The 21,973-nt window shown below is 65.6% G+C and carries 27 protein-coding genes and 1 pseudogene; 15 read left to right on the forward strand and 13 right to left on the reverse strand.

Translation table 11 applies throughout. From position 1 onward, the window contains the following. Positions 1–53: 53 nt before the first annotated feature. The 4 genes from AADX97_RS17520 to AADX97_RS17535 form a co-directional block, all read right to left on the reverse strand. Complete coding sequence (locus tag AADX97_RS17520) at positions 54–446, reverse strand: YchJ family protein (RefSeq protein ID WP_374237326.1); 393 nt, start codon at positions 444–446, stop codon at positions 54–56. A gap of 286 nt (positions 447–732) precedes the next feature. Then, positions 733–1,020, reverse strand: coding sequence for a zinc-ribbon domain containing protein (locus AADX97_RS17525; protein ID WP_374237325.1), 288 nt, complete (start codon positions 1,018–1,020; stop codon positions 733–735). Then, entirely contained in the window at positions 1,020–1,241 is a 222-nt protein-coding gene (locus AADX97_RS17530) for a hypothetical protein (RefSeq protein WP_374237324.1), read from the reverse strand. The genes AADX97_RS17525 and AADX97_RS17530 overlap by 1 nt, the downstream gene beginning before the upstream one ends. Positions 1,242–1,245: 4 nt before the next feature. Continuing rightward, on the reverse strand, positions 1,246–1,983 hold the full coding sequence (locus AADX97_RS17535) for a class I SAM-dependent methyltransferase (protein ID WP_374237323.1): 738 nt from the start codon (positions 1,981–1,983) through the stop codon (positions 1,246–1,248). A gap of 251 nt (positions 1,984–2,234) precedes the next feature. On the opposite strand from AADX97_RS17535, the gene AADX97_RS17540 reads away from it, so the two are divergent. The 5 genes and pseudogenes from AADX97_RS17540 to AADX97_RS17560 all read left to right on the forward strand — a co-directional run bounded on the left by AADX97_RS17540 (position 2,235) and on the right by AADX97_RS17560 (position 6,664). Next, entirely contained in the window at positions 2,235–2,765 is a 531-nt protein-coding gene (locus tag AADX97_RS17540; protein WP_374237322.1) for a MerR family transcriptional regulator, read from the forward strand. Positions 2,766–2,884: 119 nt separating this feature from the next. Next, positions 2,885–3,253, forward strand: a pseudogene (locus AADX97_RS17545) (ARPP-1 family domain-containing protein); the annotation flags it as partial. 98 nt (positions 3,254–3,351) lie between these two features. Continuing rightward, entirely contained in the window at positions 3,352–5,313 is a 1,962-nt protein-coding gene (locus AADX97_RS17550) for a TIGR02452 family protein (protein ID WP_374237321.1), read from the forward strand. Further along, complete coding sequence (locus AADX97_RS17555; protein ID WP_374237320.1) at positions 5,310–6,254, forward strand: TIGR02452 family protein; 945 nt, start codon at positions 5,310–5,312, stop codon at positions 6,252–6,254. Before AADX97_RS17550 ends, AADX97_RS17555 begins: the two co-directional genes overlap by 4 nt. Positions 6,255–6,391: 137 nt before the next feature. After that, positions 6,392–6,664 carry a LexA family protein gene (locus AADX97_RS17560; protein WP_374237319.1) on the forward strand — a complete coding sequence of 91 codons (273 nt, stop codon included), beginning with the start codon at positions 6,392–6,394 and terminating at the stop codon, positions 6,662–6,664. A gap of 452 nt (positions 6,665–7,116) precedes the next feature. On the opposite strand, the gene AADX97_RS17565 is transcribed toward AADX97_RS17560, so the two are convergent. Both AADX97_RS17565 and AADX97_RS17570 read right to left on the reverse strand, forming a co-directional pair. Then, positions 7,117–7,866, reverse strand: coding sequence for a sulfurtransferase TusA family protein (locus tag AADX97_RS17565; RefSeq protein WP_374237318.1), 750 nt, complete (start codon positions 7,864–7,866; stop codon positions 7,117–7,119). Positions 7,867–8,286: 420 nt separating this feature from the next. Next, positions 8,287–8,607, reverse strand: coding sequence for a YdhR family protein (locus AADX97_RS17570; RefSeq protein WP_374237317.1), 321 nt, complete (start codon positions 8,605–8,607; stop codon positions 8,287–8,289). Positions 8,608–8,694: 87 nt separating this feature from the next. Here AADX97_RS17570 and AADX97_RS17575 point away from each other — a divergent pair, with 87 nt between their 5' ends. Beyond that, on the forward strand, positions 8,695–9,072 hold the full coding sequence (locus tag AADX97_RS17575; protein ID WP_374237316.1) for a winged helix-turn-helix transcriptional regulator: 378 nt from the start codon (positions 8,695–8,697) through the stop codon (positions 9,070–9,072). Between the two features lie 44 nt (positions 9,073–9,116). Continuing rightward, complete coding sequence (locus AADX97_RS17580; RefSeq protein WP_374237315.1) at positions 9,117–9,422, forward strand: transposase zinc-binding domain-containing protein; 306 nt, start codon at positions 9,117–9,119, stop codon at positions 9,420–9,422. A 220-nt stretch (positions 9,423–9,642) separates the two neighbouring features. On the opposite strand, the gene AADX97_RS17585 is transcribed toward AADX97_RS17580, so the two are convergent. From AADX97_RS17585 to AADX97_RS17595, 3 genes are all read right to left on the reverse strand, one after another. After that, positions 9,643–10,404, reverse strand: a complete 762-nt coding sequence (locus AADX97_RS17585; RefSeq protein ID WP_374237314.1) for a class I SAM-dependent methyltransferase — start codon at positions 10,402–10,404, stop codon at positions 9,643–9,645. Then, positions 10,391–10,732 carry a GNAT family N-acetyltransferase gene (locus AADX97_RS17590; protein WP_374237313.1) on the reverse strand — a complete coding sequence of 114 codons (342 nt, stop codon included), beginning with the start codon at positions 10,730–10,732 and terminating at the stop codon, positions 10,391–10,393. The genes AADX97_RS17585 and AADX97_RS17590 overlap by 14 nt, the downstream gene beginning before the upstream one ends. 110 nt (positions 10,733–10,842) lie before the next feature. Next, entirely contained in the window at positions 10,843–11,505 is a 663-nt protein-coding gene (locus tag AADX97_RS17595) for a class I SAM-dependent methyltransferase (protein ID WP_374238627.1), read from the reverse strand. Between the two features lie 105 nt (positions 11,506–11,610). Here AADX97_RS17595 and AADX97_RS17600 point away from each other — a divergent pair, with 105 nt between their 5' ends. Next, the gene (locus AADX97_RS17600) at positions 11,611–12,579 is read left to right on the forward strand and encodes a zinc metalloprotease HtpX (protein WP_374238626.1); all 969 of its coding nucleotides are present in this window, start codon (positions 11,611–11,613) and stop codon (positions 12,577–12,579) included. A gap of 61 nt (positions 12,580–12,640) precedes the next feature. Here the strand turns inward: AADX97_RS17600 and AADX97_RS17605 are convergent, their stop codons facing one another. Continuing rightward, a complete protein-coding gene (locus AADX97_RS17605) occupies positions 12,641–13,144 on the reverse strand; it encodes a globin family protein (protein ID WP_374239309.1) in 504 nt (167 codons plus the stop codon). 491 nt (positions 13,145–13,635) lie between these two features. Between AADX97_RS17605 and AADX97_RS17610 the strand changes: the two genes are divergently transcribed. The 3 genes from AADX97_RS17610 to AADX97_RS17620 all read left to right on the forward strand — a co-directional run bounded on the left by AADX97_RS17610 (position 13,636) and on the right by AADX97_RS17620 (position 15,571). Further along, complete coding sequence (locus tag AADX97_RS17610; protein WP_374237304.1) at positions 13,636–13,953, forward strand: antibiotic biosynthesis monooxygenase; 318 nt, start codon at positions 13,636–13,638, stop codon at positions 13,951–13,953. A gap of 167 nt (positions 13,954–14,120) precedes the next feature. Then, entirely contained in the window at positions 14,121–15,188 is a 1,068-nt protein-coding gene (locus tag AADX97_RS17615; protein WP_374237305.1) for a flavin monoamine oxidase family protein, read from the forward strand. Continuing rightward, complete coding sequence (locus AADX97_RS17620) at positions 15,185–15,571, forward strand: cytochrome c (RefSeq protein WP_374235985.1); 387 nt, start codon at positions 15,185–15,187, stop codon at positions 15,569–15,571. Before AADX97_RS17615 ends, AADX97_RS17620 begins: the two co-directional genes overlap by 4 nt. 79 nt (positions 15,572–15,650) lie before the next feature. Here AADX97_RS17620 and AADX97_RS17625 read toward each other — a convergent pair whose 3' ends face one another. Together AADX97_RS17625 and AADX97_RS17630 are read right to left on the reverse strand one after the other, a co-directional pair. Next, positions 15,651–15,878: a hypothetical protein gene (locus AADX97_RS17625; protein ID WP_374233925.1), complete on the reverse strand. Its 228-nt coding sequence runs from the start codon at positions 15,876–15,878 to the stop codon at positions 15,651–15,653. Positions 15,879–15,989: 111 nt separating this feature from the next. Then, complete coding sequence (locus tag AADX97_RS17630) at positions 15,990–16,403, reverse strand: metallophosphoesterase (protein ID WP_374237306.1); 414 nt, start codon at positions 16,401–16,403, stop codon at positions 15,990–15,992. Between the two features lie 627 nt (positions 16,404–17,030). Here AADX97_RS17630 and AADX97_RS17635 point away from each other — a divergent pair. The 4 genes from AADX97_RS17635 to AADX97_RS17650 are packed head-to-tail and all read left to right on the forward strand — an operon-like array spanning position 17,031 to position 20,414. Further along, a complete protein-coding gene (locus AADX97_RS17635; protein WP_374237307.1) occupies positions 17,031–18,131 on the forward strand; it encodes a hypothetical protein in 1,101 nt (366 codons plus the stop codon). A gap of 54 nt (positions 18,132–18,185) precedes the next feature. After that, entirely contained in the window at positions 18,186–18,809 is a 624-nt protein-coding gene (locus AADX97_RS17640) for a hypothetical protein (protein ID WP_374237308.1), read from the forward strand. Next, positions 18,806–19,966, forward strand: coding sequence for an ankyrin repeat domain-containing protein (locus AADX97_RS17645; RefSeq protein WP_374237309.1), 1,161 nt, complete (start codon positions 18,806–18,808; stop codon positions 19,964–19,966). The genes AADX97_RS17640 and AADX97_RS17645 overlap by 4 nt, the downstream gene beginning before the upstream one ends. Before the next feature lie 40 nt (positions 19,967–20,006). Then, the gene (locus AADX97_RS17650; RefSeq protein ID WP_374237310.1) at positions 20,007–20,414 is read left to right on the forward strand and encodes an ARMT1-like domain-containing protein; all 408 of its coding nucleotides are present in this window, start codon (positions 20,007–20,009) and stop codon (positions 20,412–20,414) included. A 333-nt stretch (positions 20,415–20,747) separates the two neighbouring features. Here the strand turns inward: AADX97_RS17650 and AADX97_RS17655 are convergent, their stop codons facing one another. After that, entirely contained in the window at positions 20,748–21,434 is a 687-nt protein-coding gene (locus AADX97_RS17655; RefSeq protein WP_374239310.1) for a choice-of-anchor Q domain-containing protein, read from the reverse strand. Positions 21,435–21,973 lie beyond the last annotated feature (539 nt).

The raw sequence follows: 21,973 nt of genomic DNA on the forward strand, positions 1-21,973 counted from the left end.
ACATGGCCGCCCGTGAAGGCAGTGCCGATGGAGGGCGGCCCAGCGGCCGTGCATCAGTCCGGCGCGACGGCCTCCAGATAGAGCCATCGCCCGTCTTCTTTCACAAATCGGCTGGTCTCGTGGAGCCGGTGGGCGCGACCGCCGACCTTGTAGCGTGCGACGAACTCGACGAGGCCCTCGCGATCCTCGGGTGTGCCCGCCTCGACCCGGCGGATCGTCAGCCCGAGCCAGCGCACCGGCGCGCGGTCCTGATCGAGCTTGGGCGGTCGCGTGCGGGGATGCCAGGTCGAGAGGATGTAGTCGGTTCGATCCATGACATAGGCCACGTAGCGCGAACGCATCAGGGCCTCGACGCCGGGCGGGAGCGCGGCGGCGTCCAGATAGGGTCCGCAGCAGCGCTCATAGGGCCGTGGGCCGCCACAGGGGCACGGAGTCGCTTGCGTCATGGGTCTGGGCATCAGTTGGATGTCTTAGGTGATTTCCGCGAACTTCCATACCCGTAGGTTGTGCTGACGATAGGAAGCACAACTTGCGCCGACGGTTGGTTGTGCCTCGCACGGCTCGGCACAACCTACGCCCTTGGCATGAAGGTTTCCGGAATTCGCCTTACTGGGCAGTCTGCCATAGCGGTCGACGGGATTCATGACCGCGGCACGGCATCGTCGACCTTCGGCCGCCTGACGGCAGCCGGGCGCGGACCCGGCGGGCGAACGCCGCAAGCGTTCAAGGCCGTCAGTTCGATCGAGGTTCTGTTTCACTGCACCGGCGCGTTCTCGCGAGGCCCTCCAGGTGGCGCCGCCGAGCCTCTTCTCTGCGAGTTTGCTCAGCCTTGCGGCAGGCTCGGCACAACACCGCCTCGGTGTTGATGTTGCCTTTCGCCACCTCGTACCACCACATTTGCCGCGCGGCAGGCCAGACATCTTCCTGTCCACACTGACGGCATACCACCACCCTGTCGATATAGAACCGCGGAAGAACAGCATAGGTGTTGTTGTGGCGGAGCTGCTCGGGATCTGCCATCACGGCTCCCGGCGGTGGTACCACGAGCTCGTTGCGCGGATCGATCCCTTCCAGAGGCCGACCGGGGTCTGGATCCGGCCTCGCATGCCGGGGCCGATCAGATCAGCTGGTGCCTCCACCGCGCGCACGCTCGGCCCCCAGATCGGCCATTCACGTGTGTCGGTCAGGATCCGCCAGGCGACGCCGGCGGGGGCTTCGATGATGCGGTCGACCTTGTGCACGGAGTCAGCCCTCGGCAGGTCTCTCGAACACCATGAAATGCTGCGTGGGCAGGATGTCGAGGCTCTCGACCCAGCGCAGCCCGACGGCTTCGAGCTCGGTGATGGCCTGCGCTTGGGTCATCTTGTGCAGTGGTTTGATGGGGACCCGTGGATCCTCGCCGCGGTACTCGATCAGGAACACCCGTCCGCCCGGTCGCAGCGCGCTGCGGATGCCCTGCATCATCTCGTAGGGATAGGCGAACTCGTGGTAGGCATCCACAAGCAGCACGGCATCGAGACTCTCCGACGGCAGCTTGGGATCATCCTCCGCGCCGAGGACCGGGACCACGTTGGTGATCGCGCGTCGCTCGATGCGCTTGTGCAGGACCTCGAGCATCTCCGGTTGAACGTCGACCGCGTAGACGCGACCCGTCGGGACGGCCTCGGCGATCCGGAAGGTGAAGTACCCGGTCCCTGCGCCGATGTCGGCGACCTGCGCATCGGGCGCGAGCCCCATGCCCTCCACGACCCGGTCGGGCCGCTCCTCGACGACACGGGTCCTTCGCTCCAGCCAAGCGGCGCCCTGGTGACCCATGACTTGGGAGATCTCGCGGCCGAAATAGGTCTTGCCGATCCCGTCGCGGCTCGGTGTATGGAAGGTGTAGAGGCTGTCGGCGGCGGGTTCGGATTGCGCAAGCGCAGGGACGGCTGCGAGCAGGCACAAGCCGGCGACCAGCAGCAACCGCGGATTCCAGGGTTTCATCGGGAGCATTCTCCGAGATGTGGTGGCGGGACGACGCAGTCCGGCTGGACGGCACGATCAAATCACACCGGCCGTTCGTCAGGCACGGATCGAAGCAGGCTCAGACAGGTCGTCGTGCTTCGGGTTTCAACAGGCGAGGTGGCAGCGCTCATCCCTGCATCGAGGGGTCTGCGGATTCTTCAACCTGTATGGCTTGGCTCTTCGGCGCCGCTGTATTGACAGTAACGCTGTCACTGTCTATATTGACTCCCATGAACGAGACTCTGGACATCAACAGCCTGAGCCGCGCCGCCGACGTCCCGGTGCGGACGATCCGCTACTACCTCGCGGAAGGGCTGCTGCCGTCGCCCAATGGCCGGGGTCCGGCGTCGAGCTACAGCCGGGAGCACCTGGATCGGCTCCGACTGATCCGCCGTCTGCAGGATGCCCACCAGCCGCTGGCCCTGATCAAGACGCGGCTGGCCGAACTCGATCCGGCCGGGGTGGCGCGAGCACTCGCCGAGTTTGAAGGCGAGGTTCAAGCTGAACCACGCTCGGCCGCCGATTATGTCCGTCAGGTGATGGCCCAAGCGAGACAGGGCGAGTCGATCCCGGAGACGCCCTCCACGCAAGGGACCGAGCAGATCACGTCGCCCAAGATGCCGCCCCGCAGCACCTGGGAGCGGATCACCGTGCATCCCGACATCGAATTGCATGTGCGCCGGCCCTTGGCCCGCGCCGATCAACGCCGGCTCGAGGCATTGCTGGAACAGGCCAAGCGGCTGTTCGTCGGCAACGACTGAACCGGGACCCCGGGACACCGGCGCGCGATCAATGCCGAGCGCCGGCCGCGATACTTCAAGGAGACAATACGATGTCCGTCATCGCCGAATGTTTGTCCCGCGTGACCATCGGATCGCCGATGCAGCACGGTCAGCTGACCCTGTTCCCGCTCTTGGCCGATGGCGTGGCCGAGCCGGTCTATCGATTGCTCGATGCCGCCCTGGCCGACGGGACTGCCCGCGTGACCGAGGTCTCCGCGTCGGGTTCGGTGCCGGAGCTTCGCTTCGTCAACGACGGGGATCGTCCCGTGCTGCTGCTCGATGGCGAGGAGCTGATCGGCGCCAAGCAGAATCGCATCCTCAATCTCACGATCCTCGCCCCGGCACACCGGACCATCACGATTCCGGTCTCCTGTGTCGAGCAGGGTCGCTGGCATGCCCGGTCGACCGCGTTCGCCAGTGCGCGCCGTGCGCACTTTGCGAGCGGACGTGCCCGCAAGGCGGCCGACGTGAGCAGCTCGCTGCGTCGGCGTGGATCGCGCGAGAGCGATCAGGGGGCGGTCTGGCGGTGCTCGATCGCTCCGGATCCATGGGCGGCGGGAAATGGGTGCATGCCCGCGATGCGGCGCAGGCGGCCATCGCGCGTCTCGGGTCCGAAGACCGGGTCGCGCTGGTGGTGTTCGACGAGCAGGTCGACACCCTGCTGCCGTTGTGTCGTGCGCACGAGGCGCAAACCGCGGCGGCGCGGGTTTTGGACAGGATCGGGCCGCGCGGCCAAACCGATCTGGCCGGGGGCTGGCTCACCGGGTGCGGTCTGATCGGGGGTGCGGACGGGGACGAGCGCCTGCATCGGTGTTTCCTGCTGACCGACGGGCAGGCGAACCACGGCATCGTCGATCCCGCGATCCTGGCGCACCATGCCGCCGAGCTCCGTCGGCTCGGTGTCGTCACCGGCACCTTCGGGGTCGGCGACGACTACGACGAGGCCCTGCTCGGTACCTTAGCCGATGCCGGGGGTGGCGCCTTCCACGACATCGCCGGGGCCGAGACGATCGCGGCCGTCCTGGATCGCGAGTTGGGCGATGCGCTCGAGGTCGTCTACGCCGCGCCGCAGATCCAGCTCGAGTGGGCGTCCGATCTGCAGGTGGAGGTGCTCGGACCATGGTCGAGTAAGGCCGGGCAGCGGACCCTGACCATTCAGCCCGGCGATCTGGTGAGTGGCCAGGTGCTCGATCTGCTGGTGGCGGTGCGTTTCCCCGCCGGCGCGCAAGACACCGACTGCGCGATGCAGGTTCGGGTGACCGACGGCGCAGCGATCTTGGCGCAGACCCGCTTCGATTGGACCTGGGTCGACAGCGCCCGACGCAAGGCTCAGCCGCATGACTGGATCGTCGAGCAGCGGGTCGGGGAGATGCTCGCGAGCCGGGCTCGTCTGGCCGCGAACGCCGCTAACCGCGAAGGCGATCTTGATCGGGCGCGGGGGCATCTGCGCGAAGGCGCCGCGGCGATTCGCGCCTACGGGACCGACAACCCCGCGCTCCGGGCGTTGGCCGAGGCGCTCGATGCGGAGTGCGAGCGGCATCGCGCGCGGCAGACGCCGCGCGACTTGAAGGAGCGCCTCTATCGCGACAGAAACATGCAGTCCGGCCGTACCGAAGACGGCTGCAGGCACCGTGACGAGCCGTCGCGGCCGGCGCCGCGTCTTCAGGTGCTGCCGGCCGTGGATAGCCGGGAACACGCCGAGACGAACGTGCGCTTGCGGGCGATCCCGCGTCAACAGACCGCGGCGTGGGGCAATGCGACCGTGACGGCGCTCGGCACCGGTCTCTATACCGATGCCGCCGGTCGCGCGGTCGATTGGCGGGTTGCCATCCAAGCGGCCGTTGCCGCCAAGCGCAGCCTGCCGCCCGATGCGCCCTTGCCCGCTCCGCTGTCGCCGGTCTATCCGACCACGCGGATCCAGGTCGCCAACGAGACCACGCTGGCTGCCGCACGGCGTCTGAGTGAACAGGGTCTTCGAGTGCTGGCGCTGAACTTCGCCAACGGCATCGAGCCGGGCGGCGGCTTTCTCCAGGGCCACCGCGGACAGGAGAGCGTGCTGTGCCGCTCCAGCGCACTCTACGCCACCCTGCAGGGGGATCCGATGTATGCGTACCACCAGGCTCGCCCACTGCCGGACTCCACCGAGTGGGCGATCCTCTCCCCGGACGTGCCGGTGTTCCGCACGGATGACGGTACGCCGCTGGAGCGTCCCTGGCTCTTAAGCGTCATCACCTGCGCGGCGCCCTATGCGCCCACGCTGGGGGTGGAGGCATCGGCAGCTCTGATGGAGAGTCGGATCCGTCGGGTGTTGGCCGTCGCGCGTGCTTATCGATACGAGGCCCTGGTCTTGGGGGCGTGGGGGTGCGGCACCTACGGCAATGACCCGGCGCGCATCGCGGCGATCTTTCACGCGGCACTGCGCGAGCAGGCCGGCGCCTTCGCCAAGGTCGTGTTTGCGGTCACGGACGGGTCATCGGAGCGGGCGTTCTTCGGGCCCTTCGCTGCGGAGTTTGGAGGATCGCGATGAGCCGCTCAGAGTCTTCGCACGGGTTGCGCGGCGAGGCCATGGACCGCCTCGACCCTGAAGACACCGCGACCGGCCTGGTCGCGCTGCCCTGTCTCGATTCCGAGGCACACGCGCAGCGCTGCCAAGCTGACCTTGCCGTGCCGAGGGAGCAGGCCGCCCGGCTCGGGCGCAGTGCGCTGGAGGCGATCGAGCGCGGGGTGTATGTCGATCGTGCGGGTCGTCCGGTCGACTGGGGCGAGGCGGTCACCGCGGCCGTCGCCGCCAAGCGCAGCCTGCCGCCGGATGCGGCCTTGCCGTCCGCGCCTGCGCCGAGCCGGCGCGAGACCGGCGTGCAGGTGGCCAACGAAACCACGCTCGTCGCGGCCAAGCGCCTGACCGAGACGGGCGAGCGGGTCCTCGCGCTGAACTTCGCCAACGGCATCGCGCCCGGCGGCGGATTCCTGCACGGCGCCCGCGCACAGGAGGAGGTGCTGTGCCGCTCGAGCGCGCTCTACGCGACGCTGCGCGGTGATCCGATGTACGACGCCCACCGACAAAGGACCCTGCCGGATTCCACCGATTGGGCGATTCTCTCCCCGGATGTGCCGGTCTTCCGCAGCGACGACGGCACGCCCCTCGACGCGCATTGGCCGCTGAGCGTCATCACCTGTGCCGCGCCCTATGCGCCGGGGGTTGGCCAACCGCGCGCGGGCGACCTGCTGCAGCAGCGCATCGCGCGGGTCCTGGACATCGCTCGGACCCACGGCTACACCGCCCTGGTGCTCGGCGCCTGGGGCTGCGGTGCGTTCGGCAACGATCCGCACCGCACCGCGCGTGATTTTCATGCCGCCTTGATGCGGCATGCCGGCGCCTTTGCGCAGGTTGTCTTCGCGGTTGCGGACTGGTCGCCGGAGCGGCGGTTTCTGACGCCGTTTGCGTTGTCGTTTGCTCCGACGCCTTGATCGAGCACCGCTGGATCCGCCAATGCCCTGCGCCACCATCCTTTCGAGCGACAACCTTGGACGGGGCGGTAATCCGCCACGCCACGCGTACGAGTGATCAGATGGCGAGGGCTGCTCGACCACACCCGGAGTCCGATTTGGCCGAACGATTCACTGCAAAACAGGGCCAATACCTGGCCTTCATCGACAACTCCTCCATGATGTTCGGCCAACCTCCGGCTGAAGCCGATCTGCAGCACTTCTTCGGGACGTCACCGCCGACCATCCATCAGATGCTCGTGACGCTCGCGGAAAAGGAGTTGATCCGCCGCACGCCGGGGAAGGCGTGGTCCATCCTGCTCTTGGTCGAGCCGGAGGAGATTCCGGGCCTTGATCATAGTCCCGGCCAGTGGCTGACGAACAGTGCGTAGTCAGGGCTTCTAGCCCTGATTCTGTCAAGCCAGGATGGCCTGACTACGCAGGCAGTCGACCATGTGGTCGGAGTTATGAACGAGGCCAGATTCCGCGGCTTGTGCGGCCGAATGTTGCGAGGGCTTGAGAAAGCATTGGGTCGGTCAGTCGGCCATCAGGCTGCTGGGCTCTTTTCGCGTTACCGAGGGGCAGCTTACGGAGTCGACCCAGACCAGCCGCCGGGCGCTTCATCATGGGCGACCGTTCCCGACGCATTCCGGCCCTCGGCCGAAACGGCACCAATCAGGGCAAGCATGCAGACTATGCTTTTCCGAAAGCTGCGGGGCTGAGATTGCCATCGACATTCGGGATGAAGTCTACGGCGGGAGGGGTTTTATCTGCCGAGATTTGGAAGGGCAACTCTGGAGTTTCTGAACGTATGCTCCATGGCAGAGCCCAACATGCGGTGGGCTTACTGGTTGTTCGCAATCTTTCTCTCGCTATCGAGCTTTTCGTCCGAACCACGCTCGAGATAATATGAATACCCGTATTCCCCTTCGACCAAAGCCAGATGCTTTGCGCCCGTGCATCTACACAAATATTCAATATCGTTGACAGAGCCCGGATCGATCGTAACGATTTCAAGGATTTCTCCGACCGCTAATCGACGAAGTGAACGGGCAGTGTGGACCAGCGGAAGCGGGCATCCCATGCGTCTAGCATCAAGAGAGTCTGCTATCTGTGGATGCTTTGGCGCGGTGGGCAAATCTTTACCGAAACGATGATTTTGGAGTTTCGACGATGTCTTTTGACTCGCGGAAAGTTGTTCCGAATTCAGTGTGGAGATGACCCAGCTTGGCGCTGGCGTATTACCATAGATGTTGCATATTGACGTGAGGGATTTCGGGTCAAAGATCCGCATTAGTGTCGGATCTGTAAATGAGTCTGCGAATACGAGCCCGCAATAGGGGCGTGGATGTGACTGACGAAGGTAGGCTTGAAGTGAATTTAGCGAGGAGGCGAGGTCGCCACTGGTATCGACTTCACTGGGTCGGTTATCACCTGGCATACGTGCATCATTTCTGTAAAGCCACCACCCTGAGCCATCTGACTGGCGGATGACACTAAAAATCCGGTCGAGGATATGCCAGTCGATAATGCCTGCGAGCGTACCAGGCAGTAAAGCGACAGACTGTTTCGATGCATCGTGATTGTCTAGCATGACGGAAGCCAGTTATGCCTCGCTCAATTGTGGGAATATCTCGTACTGCTGGAACCGCCAAATCGTGCAGATGCGACGCGCGGTTGATGTGCAACATCGATCCATTTCAAACCCATCAAGATCCCTTGACTGCCCAACGCTTAAGGTGATTTCCGCAAACTTCCATACCCGTAGGTTGTGCTGACGATAGGAAGCACAACTTGCGCCGACGGTTGGTTGTGCCTCGCGCGGCTCGGCACAACCTACGCCGTTGGTATGAGGGTTTCCGGTATTCGCCTAAGTTACGCGGTAGCGCAAGGAATACCGTTGGAGGCCAGGAGCGAACGCGCGGACGCTAGCGCCGAAAGCGGCCATGTTAAAGGTGGGAATGGCATACTGTCGCTACAGGGCTATCTATCACCGCTTCGGCCGAGGCAGCAGTCAAATTGCGAAGAACGGCGAATTCATGCCCTTACTCGCCTCGGCCACAATGTCGCCATCGAATAGCTTGACGCTGAGGCTGGCGCCGGCAGCTTTGGCAAACTCGTCCAGCATGCCTTCGGCATAGTTTCTGGCGTTCTGCTCAGAGTCGAACTCGTAGAACCCCCCGACGGAGTGGGTGTTGATACCGCTCAACCAAGTCTTGCTGCGCAGTCCGGGCACGGACTGCATGGCGGCATTTGCCTCCCGCCAAACGCCTTCGTTGAAAGGCACGGAGGCTTGAAATTCGGCATAAAGAAAAACACGACCTGGTTGCATCATGGCTGGCTCCTTCGGTTAATTGTTGAGCATCGTAGATTCACCTGTATACTCTTGGCAAGTACGCACCTTTTGGTAATATTTGAGCCCATGTTTGAAGCTGCCAACCCGTACAACCTGAATTGTCCCTCCCGCGACCTGCTCGACCTGATCGGGGGCAAGTGGACGATCCTGATTCTGTGCTGCCTCCAGCAGGGCCCGGTTCGAACGGGCACCTTGATGCGTTCGGTGGGGGGTATCTCGCAGAAGATGCTCACACAAACCCTGCGCGATCTTGAGCGCGACGGGTTCGTTGAGCGCATCAGCTATCCGGAGGTGCCGCCTCGCGTCGAGTACCAGCTTACGGAGCTCGGTCGGTCTTTGAGCGAACTGGCGCGCGCGATGGAGCAGTGGGTCGTCGCGAACTATCCAGCCATCATGGCAATCCGAGGTAAAGGGGTCCGAGGTAACGGGGTCAACTCCCGTTAATAGAGGAACCGCCCCACGCGCAGGTCAGCGCGACCGCCCGATCGATGTCGTCCCAAGCCAGCTGCGACGGGCAGCGCGTGCCGGCCTATGTGGAACGCGAGTTCCGGCGTTACCTCGAGTGCGGCATCCTTGCCTATGCGTTCGCCCGGACCAGATGTCCAGACTGCGGTCGTCATTTCCTGGTTGCCTTCTCATGCAATCGTCGGGGGGTGTTCGCGCAGTCGAGGATGACTCCGATGTATCCGAAGCTGTCTGCTTATGACGGGTCCCGTGGCGGGTCCGGTTCTACCAGCGGCAGACAGGTTTCAACCCGTGCGGGGGGCGGCAGGCCTCGCCACCATCCTCGGTAGAATGTCCGCTTGCTCCTGGTCGGCCTGCCCCCTTACGGCGCAGATCGGTGACCGCAAAGGCGTGGAGCGGACGGATCCGTGTTGTCGAGAGACCACCGGATAGCGGACCCTCGCCATCGAACCAAGGTCGTCGAACACGTCGGCGAACGGATGTCCAGAGGAGTGTTTTCGTCATACTTCTCAGCCCCTTGTCGGCGTTTTTGCCAGCGGCAGGATAGGCTCAGGGATGACGCGTTACGAAGAACTCATAGGCGTAATCATCTGCGTAGCGACGGTGTATCTCGACTTCCTGTGAAAGGATGTCGAGGATGACGAGGTCTTCGGCGCTTCGGCTGTACTTGCCACGCAACTGATGGATGCGTTGTTCCATGGGCGTGTAGAAGTCATCCCACCAGGCATCGTCCGGCAGGGAAAAATGGCCGATCAGATCGAGCTCGAAATCCTCGATGATCGCTACGAGGTCGTCGATACGGCCCATGGCCGGGTAGTCCAGATCGAAGCTCGCCTGGACCTCGGCCGGAGGGTTCTCCTTGCGCCAGACCGCATCCGTGAAGGCGAGATAGCCGCCGGGGCGCAGCAAGCCGCGACAGATCCGCAGGGCGTTCCCGATCCCGATGTTGTAGAGCGCGCCTTCCGACCAGATGAGATCGAAGCTCCCGAGCGGCAACGCCGGGTTGGCCATGTCTGCAACGAGGGCGTGAATGCGCTGTGAAAGATCACGCCCGGCGACTGCCCCCTTCAGTCGCTCGATGCTCGGGGCGTGGCTGTCGATCGCCAGGATGGAGCCCGAGGTCAGCTCGGCGAGGTGGAGGGTTTGCCCGCCGACTCCGCATCCCAGGTCGAGGATTGCCGGGGACTCCGGAAGCGCATGGCACAGACCGAGTGCCCTTGCGGCGCAGGCACGGTTGCCGGGACCCTGCCTGGGCAAGTGTTCGTAGACCTCGAAGAAGATCTCTTGAAAACGCGGACTAGGGTCGCTCATGAGCGACCTCCCCGTCCTGACGGGGACGCGACATGAGCACGCAACGCCCGCTAGGCACGTCGTCGAACTCCCGGTCGTTGCGGAAGCCAGCCTTGGCGAAGGCACGCTGCGAGGCCAGGTTGTCCGCCAACACGGCCGCAATCACGAACGGCACGGCGGGATCGGACAAGGCCACCTCAGCGACGAGACGGATGGCTGCCGCCCCCACGCCCTTTCCGGCGTCACCGCGCTCGCCGATCATGATGTCGATGAGGAGCTCGTGAAGGGGGTGAACGTCGGCGGTCTGCCCGATGACGACTCGGACCGACGAAGCTCCGGCGTCTCTCACTGGAACAGCACTGGTCGAGGCGGCTCGACTGGCAGCAATCCGAACCTTTAGGTCGCGCCCTCGGCCGGCCCCGACGACTCATGCGGTTGTCCGGACATCCGGCGAACCGCCTATGTCGGCGATCCCCTCGCGACAACAGCATTCAACCACCGCTCCCCCTCCCTCCCCTCCCGCCGATCCCCGCTGACCCAGACCTCGAGCACCGCAAGCACCGGCACCGCCCCGACCAGCCCCGCAAGCCCCGCCTCGTCCAGATCCGTAAACCGCCGCCCGCCATGCTCCCGCTCCCCAGCCCCGTACTTGAACGAGGCATAGAGCACGGCCCCCGGCTTGAGCGCACGCCCGAGACGCCCGAGCACCTCGGGCAACTCCGCCAACGGCACATGCAGCAGACTCGCACAGGCCCAGATACCGTCGAAGCAGCCCTCCCAGTCAATCTCCTGGAAGCGCCGCACCTCGACCGGCAAGCCGCAGTGCTCGGAGGCCAGCCGCGCCAGCTTCGGCGATGCCTCGAAGGCAGTCACGGCATAGCCGAGCCGCCGAAACGCCAGCGCATCGCGCCCCGACCCACAGCCGGCATCGAGGAGATGCCCGCCGGGCGGAACGCGGGCGAGGAACCGGGCGTACAGCGGGGCCATGTCGACGTCGACGGTTTCGGCGAAGAAGGTCTCGGCCTGGTCTTCGTAGTAGGCGATCGAGTCGGCTTCGGTGTCTCGGTCTTGCGGCTTGGGATCATGCGACATGGCGAACTCTCGATCTCTGGTTACGGTCAAGGCATCGCTCCGCGTGGCAGCACCCGCCGGGAAGGCCGGTGACCGGCGCGGCGAGACCCGCGCCGTCCGATTGAGGTTCGAGCCGGACGACCTCACGGATGGTGCATGAATCACGGTCAACTCGCTCGGCACAAGCTGCGCAACAATCTTCAGAGCCTGGGGCTGTTGGCGTTGCTCGCCCTCTTGCTCGGTTCGCCGGCCTGGGCGATCGGGGGCGAGCCGCTGCTGTGGGGCACCCTGCTCGGTGTGCTGGTCCTCGCCGCGGCCAATCCCGCGATCCCGCCGCGTCTGCTGATGTCGCTGTATCGCGCTCCCCCGGTGCGACCGGGCGAGGCTCCGGGGCTCTATCGCCTGCTGGGCGCGCTGTCGCGGCGTGCCGGATTGGCACGCGTCCCGCAGCTCCATTATCTGCCCTCGGCGACCGTCAACGCCTTTGCGACCGGACGTCGCGACGATGCTGCGATCCTCGTCTCCGATGGCCTGCTGCGGCGGCTCGACCGGCGCGAGCTGGCGGCGGTGTTGGCGCACGAGGTCGCCCATATCGCCCACGATGACATTCGGGTGATGGCTCTCGCCGATCTGGTCAGCCGCATCACCGCCGCGCTGAGCCTCGCCGGCCAGCTCTTGCTCCTTCTGGTGCTGCCGGCACTCGTCCTCGGCATGGACGGGCTGCCGTGGCTTCCCATCCTGATCTTGCTGGCCGCGCCGACACTCAGCGCGCTGGTGCAGCTCGCGCTGTCGCGCAGTCGCGAGTACGAGGCCGACCGCGGCGCGGTGGAGCTGTCGGGCGATCCCGCCGCCTTGGCCTCGGCCTTGGTGAAGCTGGAGCAGACCGGGCGTGCGTCCTGGGAGCAACTGTTGCTGCCCGGTCGACGTCTGCCCGAGCCCTCGCTGTTGCGTACCCATCCGCCGACGGCCGAGCGGGTGGAGCGTCTGCGCGATCTCGCGTCAACGCGCGCGACCGGATTTTCCTCGGGAAGCCCGCTTTGGTTGCCTCTTGCGGATCCTTCGGGTTGGGCCGGGAGCCCGCCCCGGCAAGCGCCGCGTCGGCACTGGACCGGTCTGTGGTACTGAGCGCTCGTGGTGTGAATGCACGCTGGAATCCGAATCCGAGGTCCTGCCTCGGAACTGTCGGTTAGGTGGACTCAGCGGCGCCTGCCTTCATGGTGTCGGCCAAGGCGCTATAGACACCCACCCAAGCGTTCTTTACCTCGGGGGTGAAATCATCGCCGAGGCCCTGGCCAAGGGTCCACAGCAGGGCGTCGGCGACTTTTGCGTAGTCGTCGTCATGAACCCCGTAGCGTGCATGGCGTGCCCCCATCTTCTTGATGGCCGGGATCAAGGGATCGAGATCGTCGAGGGCGTTTACGGCGGTGCTGAGCATGACGACGAGCTTATTGCCCTGCTTTTTCATATCGCCCTTGAACATGGGCCTGACCTCGGGATAAACCTCGAACAAGCGCCCGTAGAAAAGCCCCGCGGCCTGTTCGGATATGGGCTCCACCTTCGCCCAAGAGGCTCTGACGAGCGCTATGGTCTCTGGGTTCATGGACGTTTCTCTCCGGTTTGCTCTGGCGATTCGGTGATGGAAACGCTGATCCAATGCGCTTTCCTGGTCGACGGTGACCGATTTCAACATGACCAATTCCGTGCGCCAAGAGTCTCGGGGGGAGGAAATCAAATCGTCTAAGGTCGGTACGCGGAATCGCTGGATCATCGCGCCCCGAGCCGAAGCCGGTTTCGAGGATATGCGCACCGGACTGAGCGTGGGCGAGGAAACGGGGAGTTCAGCGGGGCCATGTCGAGGTCGACGGTTTCGGTGAAGAAAGTCTCGGCCTGGTTCTCGTAGTAGGCGAGGATCGGGTCGTCCGGTGTTGTGCGAGTCATGGTCTCGTCTCGATGTGCGGATGCGATACGGGCGCAGACCGCGTCGGTTCTGCTGCGCATCCTAACCCACGACCTGAGACCGGCCGCCTCGGGGCGTGATCCCGAACAGGTTCAGCCGACCCTCGCGGCAACCAGGCGAATGCCTAGCAGTGCCGGAACGGCCGCGTTACAGTCCCTTGGGCAAGCCGGACCGTCTTGTCATTCACAGTCACTGCATGAGGTATCCGATCGATGTTCATCGCCATGAATCGCTTTCGCATCAACCGGGGTTTCGAGTCCGATTTCGAGCGCCTCTGGCGGGAGCGTCAATCACAACTCGCGCAGGTGCCGGGCTTCGTGACTTTTCGGCTCCTCAAAGGGCCGGAAGACGAGGAGACTACGCTTTACGCCTCTCACACGACCTGGGCCTCGCGCGGTCACTTCGACGCTTGGCGCGAGTCCGAGGCGTTCCACAAGGCCCATGCGCAGGCCAAAGCGCCTCAGGGGACCTATGCGGGCCATCCCTTGCTGGAGCTGTTCGATGTGGTGCTGGAGGAGTCGGCCCCGGTCCCTGGATCCTGATCGGCAAGCCGAAGTCCGGTACCGGCCCAACCCCGTGCCCAAGTCCCGTTCGCCACAGGTCTATAATGCTCCCCAGTCATGGGCATGACACGCCCGCAAGACCGACCGCATGGCAGAGGAAGGGCCGTTGACCGACAGCACGCAGCGTATGAGCGAACGGGCAGCGAGTGCGCTTTCGCGAGCTCGACCGCGACGAGATCGGCTATGCCATGCAGCGGTTGGTCGAATTGTTGGGGGACACCGCTGCGCCCGCGCCGGAGGATGAAGTGCTCGCGCGGTGGGCGCGACGTTTTGGCCTCCTCGCCGAGGACGGGCGCTATCACGGCGGTGCGGCACGCGGCTATCGGGTTCCGCCGGGGGCGACGGGTCAGCCGGGCGAGTGGTCCGCACCGTACCCGCCCGATGTGGTCTGGTCCTATGGATCGCTCGACACGACCACGGCGGCGGTCAACAGTGCCACCTTTCCGACGCCGGTCTTGACGATCCCGGGCGGGATGGATCGCCTCCCGCGCGCGCTCGCCACCGCCTTGCCCGCGACCGCCATCCAGCTCGGCGCCGAGGTCGTGCGCCTGCGTCAAGATGCCGACGGGGTGGAGGTGCACTGGCGCGAGACCGCGACCGGCGAGATCCACGCGGAACGTGCCGAGGCGCTGATCTGCACCCTCCCCTTCATCGTGCTGGCGCGCATCGACACCGACTTCCCCCCCGAGATCAAGCGGGTCGTCGGGCAACTGGCCTATGCCCCGGCGGTGAAGGTCGGGCTCGCGTTTGGGCGGCGTTTCTGGGAGCAAGAGGATCGGATCTACGGCGGCTATTCGTATCTGGACGACCCCGAGTTGTTCGTCGCCTATCCCAGCAGCGGGCTGGGATCGTCCCGGGGAGTGCTCACCAACTACTACATGGAGCGGCCTGCACTGTGGCTCAGTGGTCTGCCGCCCGCGGAGCGTCACCGCCTCGCGCTGGCGCACGTGGAGCGGTTGCATCCGGGGGCCGGCGGCGCGGTGGAGCACCTCGTGTCGGTGGCCTGGTCGCGCATCCCCTACAGTGCGGGCTGTTATGGCGAATGGACCGCGCGCGCCCGTCGCGACGCTCTGCCACGGATCGCCGAGGGCGATCGTCGGGTGATCTTCGCGGGCGAGCACGTCAGTGCGCTGCCGGCCTGGATCGAGGGTGCGGTCCAGTCCGCGCACGCCGGCGTGGCCCTGCTGCAACAGCGTTGGGAGTCACCCGCATGAGGATCCGACACCGATCGTCCATAGGCGCGTTCGTCGCCCTGCTGTGGAGCGGTGCGCTGATGGGCGATGAGCCGGAGCGTCTGCATGACGCGCTTTGCGCGGCCTGCCACGGGCAACGCGGGGCGCCGCTCGACATGGTGCTGTATCCACCCTTGTACGACAATCCGCGCATCGCGGCCGGTGGTCCGATCCTCGTTGCCAACAAGATGCTGCGGGGTGCCGGGAACATGTATCCCCTCGCCCATCTGCTCGGCGACGCCGAGGTCGTAGCGCTGGCCAACCATCTGGCGATTGCCAACGGCAGTCGGGCGCCGGCGCTGAGCGCCGCTCAGGTCACGGCCCTGCGCCCGGCACCGGACGACGCGCCGGTACCCGCCGAGTGAACGGCGCAAGCTCCCGGTCGTCTCGGCCCCAACGCCGTTGTGCTGATCCGGCGAAGCCCGGCCCCGTGCCGGCACACGGTCACGCGACCTCGGTCACCGGACCCCCGTCGGTCCACCAGCAGCGCCGCTCCGGGAGCAGGACCGCGAAGAGTCCTCCGCCGTGATCGGCGGTGGCCGAGACGCAGACCCGCCTCGGTGCGAAGAAGAACGGCTGTCCGCGCAGATGCGTGTGGCTGCTCACCACGACACGTTCCCACGTCGGATCATGTTGCAGCGCCAAGCGCTTGTCGCGCAGGGGGGCGGGCATGAAGGCGGGTTCCGCGGGCAGCGTCCGGGCCGCGAGCGCGGCGCGTTGCGGGGCGATCGGTCCCACTTCCAGGCCGGCATGGACACAGAAGTGCTCGCCGTCGTCGTGGTATCAGGGCAGCGCGGCGAGGAAGCGTCGATGCGTCTCGGGGAACCGGCGTGCGAAGCTCGGCGCATCCTGCGCGCTATACGCATGTGGCGTGCCCAGTCCCGGATTCCAGTAGCCTGATGCCCAGCGCGCATACCAGGCCGGGTCCGGGTCCGCGTGCGGCCACCCGAGCGCACGCAGCAGCGCCAGATCGTGGTTGCCGAGGATCGGACAGAAGCGCCCCTGGCGCGCCTCCTGCAACGCGTTCAGGCGGTCCAGGAGTGCGGGGATCTGGGGTCCATTGTCGACATAGTCCCCCAGGGTGACGATCCGCGCATCCGGCACCTCTTGGTCGATCCACGCGAGTTGACGCTCGAACAGGTCTAGGTGCCCGTGCAGATCGCCGATCACCACCAGCGGTGAAGGGCGACTGATCATGGTGCGGGTGCCACGGGGCGATCCGCGCGGGCGGCACGCCGCGCAGGTTGCACTCGGGTTGCAAGCCACGCGTGCGGGAGCGAGGCGGCCCCCTGGCGCCCCCGGAGCGGTCGCGGCGGGCGGGTGTCGTCGATCATCAGGATCTCCTTGCAGCGCTGTGTTGTCGCGGCCATCCAAGCCGTGGTCCCCGGGGGCCACTCACGAAACGGAAACAATCGTACGGCAAGGCCAAGCCTTTCGGGTTGAATTGATAAAGACTCGGGCGAGTAAAAAAATTCATGATTGTGACGCGACGATTTTAACATCCTATCAGCGTACGATTTTATCCGTTTCGCGAGCATGCCTCCGACAGGCCGTTTCGCCCGGATGTACGCCATGGACCTGTGCATAGGCTGGCCGCACGAGGCGGGCGATTTCGCTCCGTGGCTCGTGCAGGCCGGAGCACTGACGATGGGCAACAGGGAGTCGAGATGACCGAACAAGTCTGTGCCGATCTGTCGGACAACGACGAGGCGCGATGGGATCCTGCTCAAGCTCGGGTCATGATCCACCGAATCGGGCATGACGGTAACCGCAAGGGGCATCGACGGCGGCTTGCCCGCATCACAACCCGAAGGAAGGATCAGGATGAGCATTGGACAGAACACGCTGGATTGGCTGCGTACCGAGCTGTTCCAGGTCGAAGCAGCCTCGTCGGTGGAGACCGCGCGCGGGTTCCGCTGGTGGCCGCATCAGCAGGCTCAGACGCTGGAGGTCATCGGCCCGGAAGCCGGGCCGGACGGCGCGCCGGCGGCACTGGTGCTGGTGCACACCGAGCTGCTGCGCGACCTGGATCTCGACGAGGAGGTCTTGGCGGTGCTGCAGGCGGTCACGCTGCGCACGGCGGGGATGGCCGGTCCGGTCTATGACCCGGCGCGCCGCACCCTGGATCTCTGCACGCTGGTACGGGTGTATGCCGACATCGACGGCTGGATGCGGCGTCTGATCGGCTTGGCCGCCATGCTGCAGATCCGTGATGCCGATCGCGGCGCGTCGGCCATCGCCGAGGCGGTTGGTGCTGCGCCCGCCCGGAGTGGCCATCCCGAGCGGGGAGCGCGCGCGGAGCCGGATGCGTTGATCGCCGAAGCCCTGCTGCGACTCGATGCCGAGGGCCGGGCGGCGTCACGCTGGCCGGGCGAGGAGCTCGTGCGCTTCGCCGAGTCCTATCTGGATCAGTCCCCTGCCCTTTTGGGAACCGGGGACGCGACGGGTTTTACGGTGGAGTTTCCCCACGGCAAGCGCGCCTCCTCGCTCTGCGAGGTCGCCACGGATCAGACCCACCCCTGGTATGGCCACGGCTTGGCATTACGGCAGCGCTTCCCCGTGTCGGTGACATCGAACGTGGAGGGGCGGCACCTGGCGCTCGAGCTGAATGCTCGCGCCTTGAGCGAGGCCCCGATGGGCTACGGGTTCGGCAGCTTCGGCTATGAGGAGGGGACGCTTGCGTTCCAGGCGTTCTTCCCGAACACGGCCTATCAGCCGGGATTGGTGACGAATCTCTATCTGTCGTGCGCCGAGCGGGCGCGGATGCTGTCGGTGCTGCTGACCGGGGTGGATTGGACGGAGGAGTCGTTCGATCCGGGGCGGTCGGCGGCGAGCGGTTTGATTCAGCCGGTGTTGGTGAACGCGGATGAGTTGGTCGGAGCGGGCGCGGCCGGGGTGACGACGACGCCGTATGTGGTGCGGTAGGCACGGTGGCAGCGGATCGAATCAGGCGGTTCATTCATTCATCGGGAGATGACGATGGCGCTGACCACTCCAGCAGAGACCTTTGCCGAGGCGCAGGCCGCGATGACCAACGGCGATTGGGATGGCTTCTTCGCGACGCTGGATCGCGATGATCTGATGAAGATCGCCGCGAACGGAGTGAATCGCCTGGTCGGCCAGGGTCCGAGCGGAGCCGCCATTCTCCGCGACCTCGGTGCCGAGCACGCTATCAACGCGGAGATGGTCGCCGAGCTGATTGCCGGCGTGGAGCGCATCGTATCCTCCGCCCGTGCCGCAACACCGTCCGCAGCTCACCGGGCGATCGTCGGCGCGTACGAGGATCTGCTCAAGCGGATACTGAAAGGAATCGCCGATCCGGGGCGGTTTGCGGCGGCGTTGGAGAGGACGTTTCGCGCGGCCGGTTCCGGCGGCTCGGTCTCGTCGTCGCTTTTCGTCGGCGAGCGCCTGGAGGGGGTCGAGATCGATGGCCACCGAGCATGGGGCACCCGCCGGTTTGACGGCGGCGGGACCGAGGACATCGGGTTCGCGAAGCGCAGCGGCGGCTGGTTCATCCGGTTGTTGGCCCGTCGACCACGCGCGAGGGGCTCGAGGCCCGGCGGCGGCACGCAGTCGCCTCGCTCCGAGGACATCGACACATGACCGGCGATGATCCGCTCCAGTTGTTGTCTCTCGCCATTGCGCGCTCTCATCAGCCCGACGGAGCGCGCCGCATCGCCGAGCTGTGCGCGGCGGGTGTCCATCGCGATGCGATGTTCGAGAACGGCCGCACGCCGCTGACCGAGGCCATCCAGGGCGGCATCGGCAGCTCGCGCGCAGTTCAGGTGCTGCTCGCGCACGGTGCGGACCCGAACCAGCGCGATCGCAATGGCTGGACGCCGTGGGGCGCCTGTTTCGCGGCCCGCGACAATCCGGTGGTCGCCAAACGGCAACAGCGGATCGCCGATCTGTTGCTCGAGCACGGCGCCGATCGCGGCGACGAGCCGGCCCTGTTGCTGCAGGAGGCGGTGCTCGCCGGCGACTCGGATCAAGTTGAGGCTCTGTTGGCGCAAGGTGTAGCGACGGATGCGCCCTTTATCAACCTGATCGGTAGCGCGGTGATGAGGCAGGATGTTGCGATGCTGCGGCGGCTCCTTCGGCACGGACTGTCGCCGGACGGTCCGCGCCATGCCGCGCAGGAGCCACCTCTGGTGCAGGCCGCCCGCGACGGTCAACAGGCCCTCGTCGAGCTCTTGGTCGCGGCAGGGGCCGACCTCTTCGCCGTGGCCTATGGCGACCCGCGCGCGACCGCCGCTTTCCTCGCGCGTGATGCAGGCCATACGGCTCTCGCCGATGGGTTGCAGGCCGCGATGGACCGGGGCCGATCTGCCCCGCCATCCGACCAACCACCGGCGCCCTCTGCCAAGTTCGCGGCACTCGCCGAGCAGCAGACCGCCGGTCCGAATGTCGGGTTGACGACCGAGGCCCTGATCCGGCGACTGGAGCTGTGGGATCAAGGCTATGGCGTCACGGTCAGCGAGGTGACGCACAGCGCCCTGCGGGTCACCTTCGCCAGGCTTCCGCGCGACCTGTCCCGGTTGATCGCGTCGCTCGGCGCGCTCTGCCCGGAGCTGCTCGAAGGCTACGGCGACGCAGCCGGTCTGGCGTGCGTCTCGGAGACGGCACAGCGAGAGGGCTGGTGGACACCGGCGGCGGCAAAGAAGATCGCGGCGGCCGACCCGGAAGACCCGAGCTTCATCGCATGGGTGCTGGGCCGATCGCTGAAGGCCACGCATTCGATCGCCTTGTGGTGGGACTGAGCCCATCCGGCAGGCTCCGATCCCGGAGGCCACGCCGCCGATGATGGCGGATGACATTCACCGCCTGGTGCGCACGCGCACCGCAAACCCGGACCCCTACCGAGAGGCCAAGGCCGAGGCGACCCGCGAGGCATTGGCCTTGCTGCCCGTGCTCCGAAACGATGCCACCCGCGAGGCTGCCTTGGTTGCCGGGATCGACCGGATCGCCGAGATCGTCGACAACGGCTCGCAAGCGCCCGGTACGGTGCTCGAACAGTGCGCCGAATCCTTTCGCGAGCGCTTCGCCGAGGCAGAGCTGATCATCGCGAAGGGGCAGGCCAACTACGAGACGCTCAGCACCGTGTCGGCTCCGGTTTTTTTTCTGCTGCAGGCCAAATGCGCGGTCATCGCCGCCGATCTGGGGGTTGCGCCGGGTGCGCTTGTGGTCAAGGGGCCGACCGCGTCATGAGCGCTCGAGGGGGATTGGAGAGCGATAGGGATCCGCCAGGGCGTCGGCTGGGGCGGATTGATGCGATCTTGGTGGTTATGGCGGAGCTGGTCGGGGTCGGCGCCGCGGGTGATGAAGAAGTCCGATGTGGTGCGGTAGGGTGTTCGTAGCTTCTCAATAACCCGTAGCAAACACAGAGGCGGTTCCGTAAATTACGGATTTTTCGAGGTAAGTGCGCGAGCTTGCCACGACTTATTGAGAATCTACGAAATCCCGCACTTATTGGTATCAGTAAAGCGAGATCCCACTGCTCGTCACAGTGGGATCGCTTGCCGGGGCACGTTTCCCTTTTCGCTACTGCGGGCGACACTCGCGGATGAATCCCTTGATTTCGCCGGGGCTGCAGGCTCCGCCGCAACTCCTGTAGAACAGAAGGATATCGCGGAAGTTGAACATTCCATCTTGATTCCGATCGCAGTTGGGCGCTGCGCTTGTCTCGTCCGCGCCGATATCCACCGCCGCACCGGAGATACGCGCCTCGCCGTCGATGTCGGTCGCCGGCAGCTCGGGGGCCGTATCGTCGCCTCGATCGATGACCGGCGAGCCGGCCTGCAGGTGCAGGTCACCGCTGGCCGCATCGACGAACATCGGGTCGACCGCATCCAGGTTGCTCGGGTCGACGGCGAACGCCACATCCGCGTAGAAGCCCGCGGCGCTCTGGTCGAAGGCGTTGTTCATCAGGGTCACGGACGCCGGGATACCGTCGGCGTCCCAGTCGTTGGCCAAATGGAGGTCTGCGCCCTCGCCAGCCGAGGCGCTGTTGTCCCAGAACAGGTTGTTGTGCAGCGACAGTGCGACGGCTTCCTCGTCCTCGAGCACCGCGGCGATGCCGCCGCCCCCGTGAAGGCCGGAGTCCCCGGCGAGGTTGCCGGCAAAGCTGTTGTTGGTGAGGATCGCGTTTTCCACCGCCTCCAAGCGCAGGTACAGCCCGCCGCCCGCCAGTGCGGAGTGGTTGCCGCTGAATAGACTGCCGCTCAGCACGAGGCGGTCCCAGATGGATGATGCCGGATTTGTTCCGATTCTGAGCCCGCCGCCCGCGGCTCCGCAGCTATTTCCGATGAAGGTGTTGCCGATGAGTGTTGCCGCGGGGAGGGGATCCTCCGGAGTCCCTCTGGCTCCGGTGATCAAGAGGCCACCGCCCCCGGAGTCGTCTCCGGAGCTGGATATGCACCGATTACGGATGAAGCGATTCGCGGTCAGCGCGGTGCTGGCCGACCCCCACCCCATCACATAAGCGCCCCCGCCATGCGATTTTGATTCGTTGTCCTCGAATTGGTTCTCGACGAGGGTGAGCGTGGCGTTGAAGTTAAAAACCCGTAGGCCGCCTCCTTGGTTGCCGGACGAGGTGTTGTCCTCAAACCGGTTACCCGTGAAACTGTGGTCACCGGAGAAGTATAGGTAGTGCTCGACCGAAAACCCCGTTTTTTCCCGCCCCGGCACCTCGCCCTGAATGGCGGGCCGGGGCCAGCGTATTCAATCGAGCCGCATTCGATGCGGATTCGTGGAATTAAACCGGATTA

The organism is Thiocapsa sp. C2-2m (assembly GCF_041903745.1).
Lineage (GTDB): Bacteria > Pseudomonadota > Gammaproteobacteria > Chromatiales > Chromatiaceae > Thiocapsa > Thiocapsa roseilacustris.

Bases quoted from the DNA above. Each gene is read 5' to 3' on its own strand.
- AADX97_RS17525 (WP_374237325.1), bottom strand. From the start codon at position 1,020: ATGGCAGATCCCGAGCAGCTCCGCCACAACAACACCTATGCTGTTCTT.
- AADX97_RS17520 (WP_374237326.1), bottom strand. From the start codon at position 446: ATGACGCAAGCGACTCCGTGCCCCTGTGGCGGCCCACGGCCCTATGAG.
- AADX97_RS17535 (WP_374237323.1), bottom strand. From the start codon at position 1,983: ATGAAACCCTGGAATCCGCGGTTGCTGCTGGTCGCCGGCTTGTGCCTG.
- AADX97_RS17650 (WP_374237310.1), top strand. From the start codon at position 20,007: ATGATGGCGGATGACATTCACCGCCTGGTGCGCACGCGCACCGCAAAC.
- AADX97_RS17620 (WP_374235985.1), top strand. From the start codon at position 15,185: ATGAGGATCCGACACCGATCGTCCATAGGCGCGTTCGTCGCCCTGCTG.
- AADX97_RS17645 (WP_374237309.1), top strand. From the start codon at position 18,806: ATGACCGGCGATGATCCGCTCCAGTTGTTGTCTCTCGCCATTGCGCGC.
- AADX97_RS17565 (WP_374237318.1), bottom strand. From the start codon at position 7,866: ATGCTAGACAATCACGATGCATCGAAACAGTCTGTCGCTTTACTGCCT.
- AADX97_RS17585 (WP_374237314.1), bottom strand. From the start codon at position 10,404: ATGAGCGACCCTAGTCCGCGTTTTCAAGAGATCTTCTTCGAGGTCTAC.
- AADX97_RS17630 (WP_374237306.1), bottom strand. From the start codon at position 16,403: ATGATCAGTCGCCCTTCACCGCTGGTGGTGATCGGCGATCTGCACGGG.
- AADX97_RS17610 (WP_374237304.1), top strand. From the start codon at position 13,636: ATGAATCGCTTTCGCATCAACCGGGGTTTCGAGTCCGATTTCGAGCGC.
- AADX97_RS17540 (WP_374237322.1), top strand. From the start codon at position 2,235: ATGAACGAGACTCTGGACATCAACAGCCTGAGCCGCGCCGCCGACGTC.
- AADX97_RS17580 (WP_374237315.1), top strand. From the start codon at position 9,117: ATGTCGTCCCAAGCCAGCTGCGACGGGCAGCGCGTGCCGGCCTATGTG.
- AADX97_RS17640 (WP_374237308.1), top strand. From the start codon at position 18,186: ATGGCGCTGACCACTCCAGCAGAGACCTTTGCCGAGGCGCAGGCCGCG.
- AADX97_RS17635 (WP_374237307.1), top strand. From the start codon at position 17,031: ATGAGCATTGGACAGAACACGCTGGATTGGCTGCGTACCGAGCTGTTC.
- AADX97_RS17570 (WP_374237317.1), bottom strand. From the start codon at position 8,607: ATGATGCAACCAGGTCGTGTTTTTCTTTATGCCGAATTTCAAGCCTCC.
- AADX97_RS17555 (WP_374237320.1), top strand. From the start codon at position 5,310: ATGAGCCGCTCAGAGTCTTCGCACGGGTTGCGCGGCGAGGCCATGGAC.
- AADX97_RS17600 (WP_374238626.1), top strand. From the start codon at position 11,611: ATGAATCACGGTCAACTCGCTCGGCACAAGCTGCGCAACAATCTTCAG.
- AADX97_RS17575 (WP_374237316.1), top strand. From the start codon at position 8,695: ATGTTTGAAGCTGCCAACCCGTACAACCTGAATTGTCCCTCCCGCGAC.
- AADX97_RS17605 (WP_374239309.1), bottom strand. From the start codon at position 13,144: ATGTTGAAATCGGTCACCGTCGACCAGGAAAGCGCATTGGATCAGCGT.
- AADX97_RS17625 (WP_374233925.1), bottom strand. From the start codon at position 15,878: ATGCCCGCCCCCCTGCGCGACAAGCGCTTGGCGCTGCAACATGATCCG.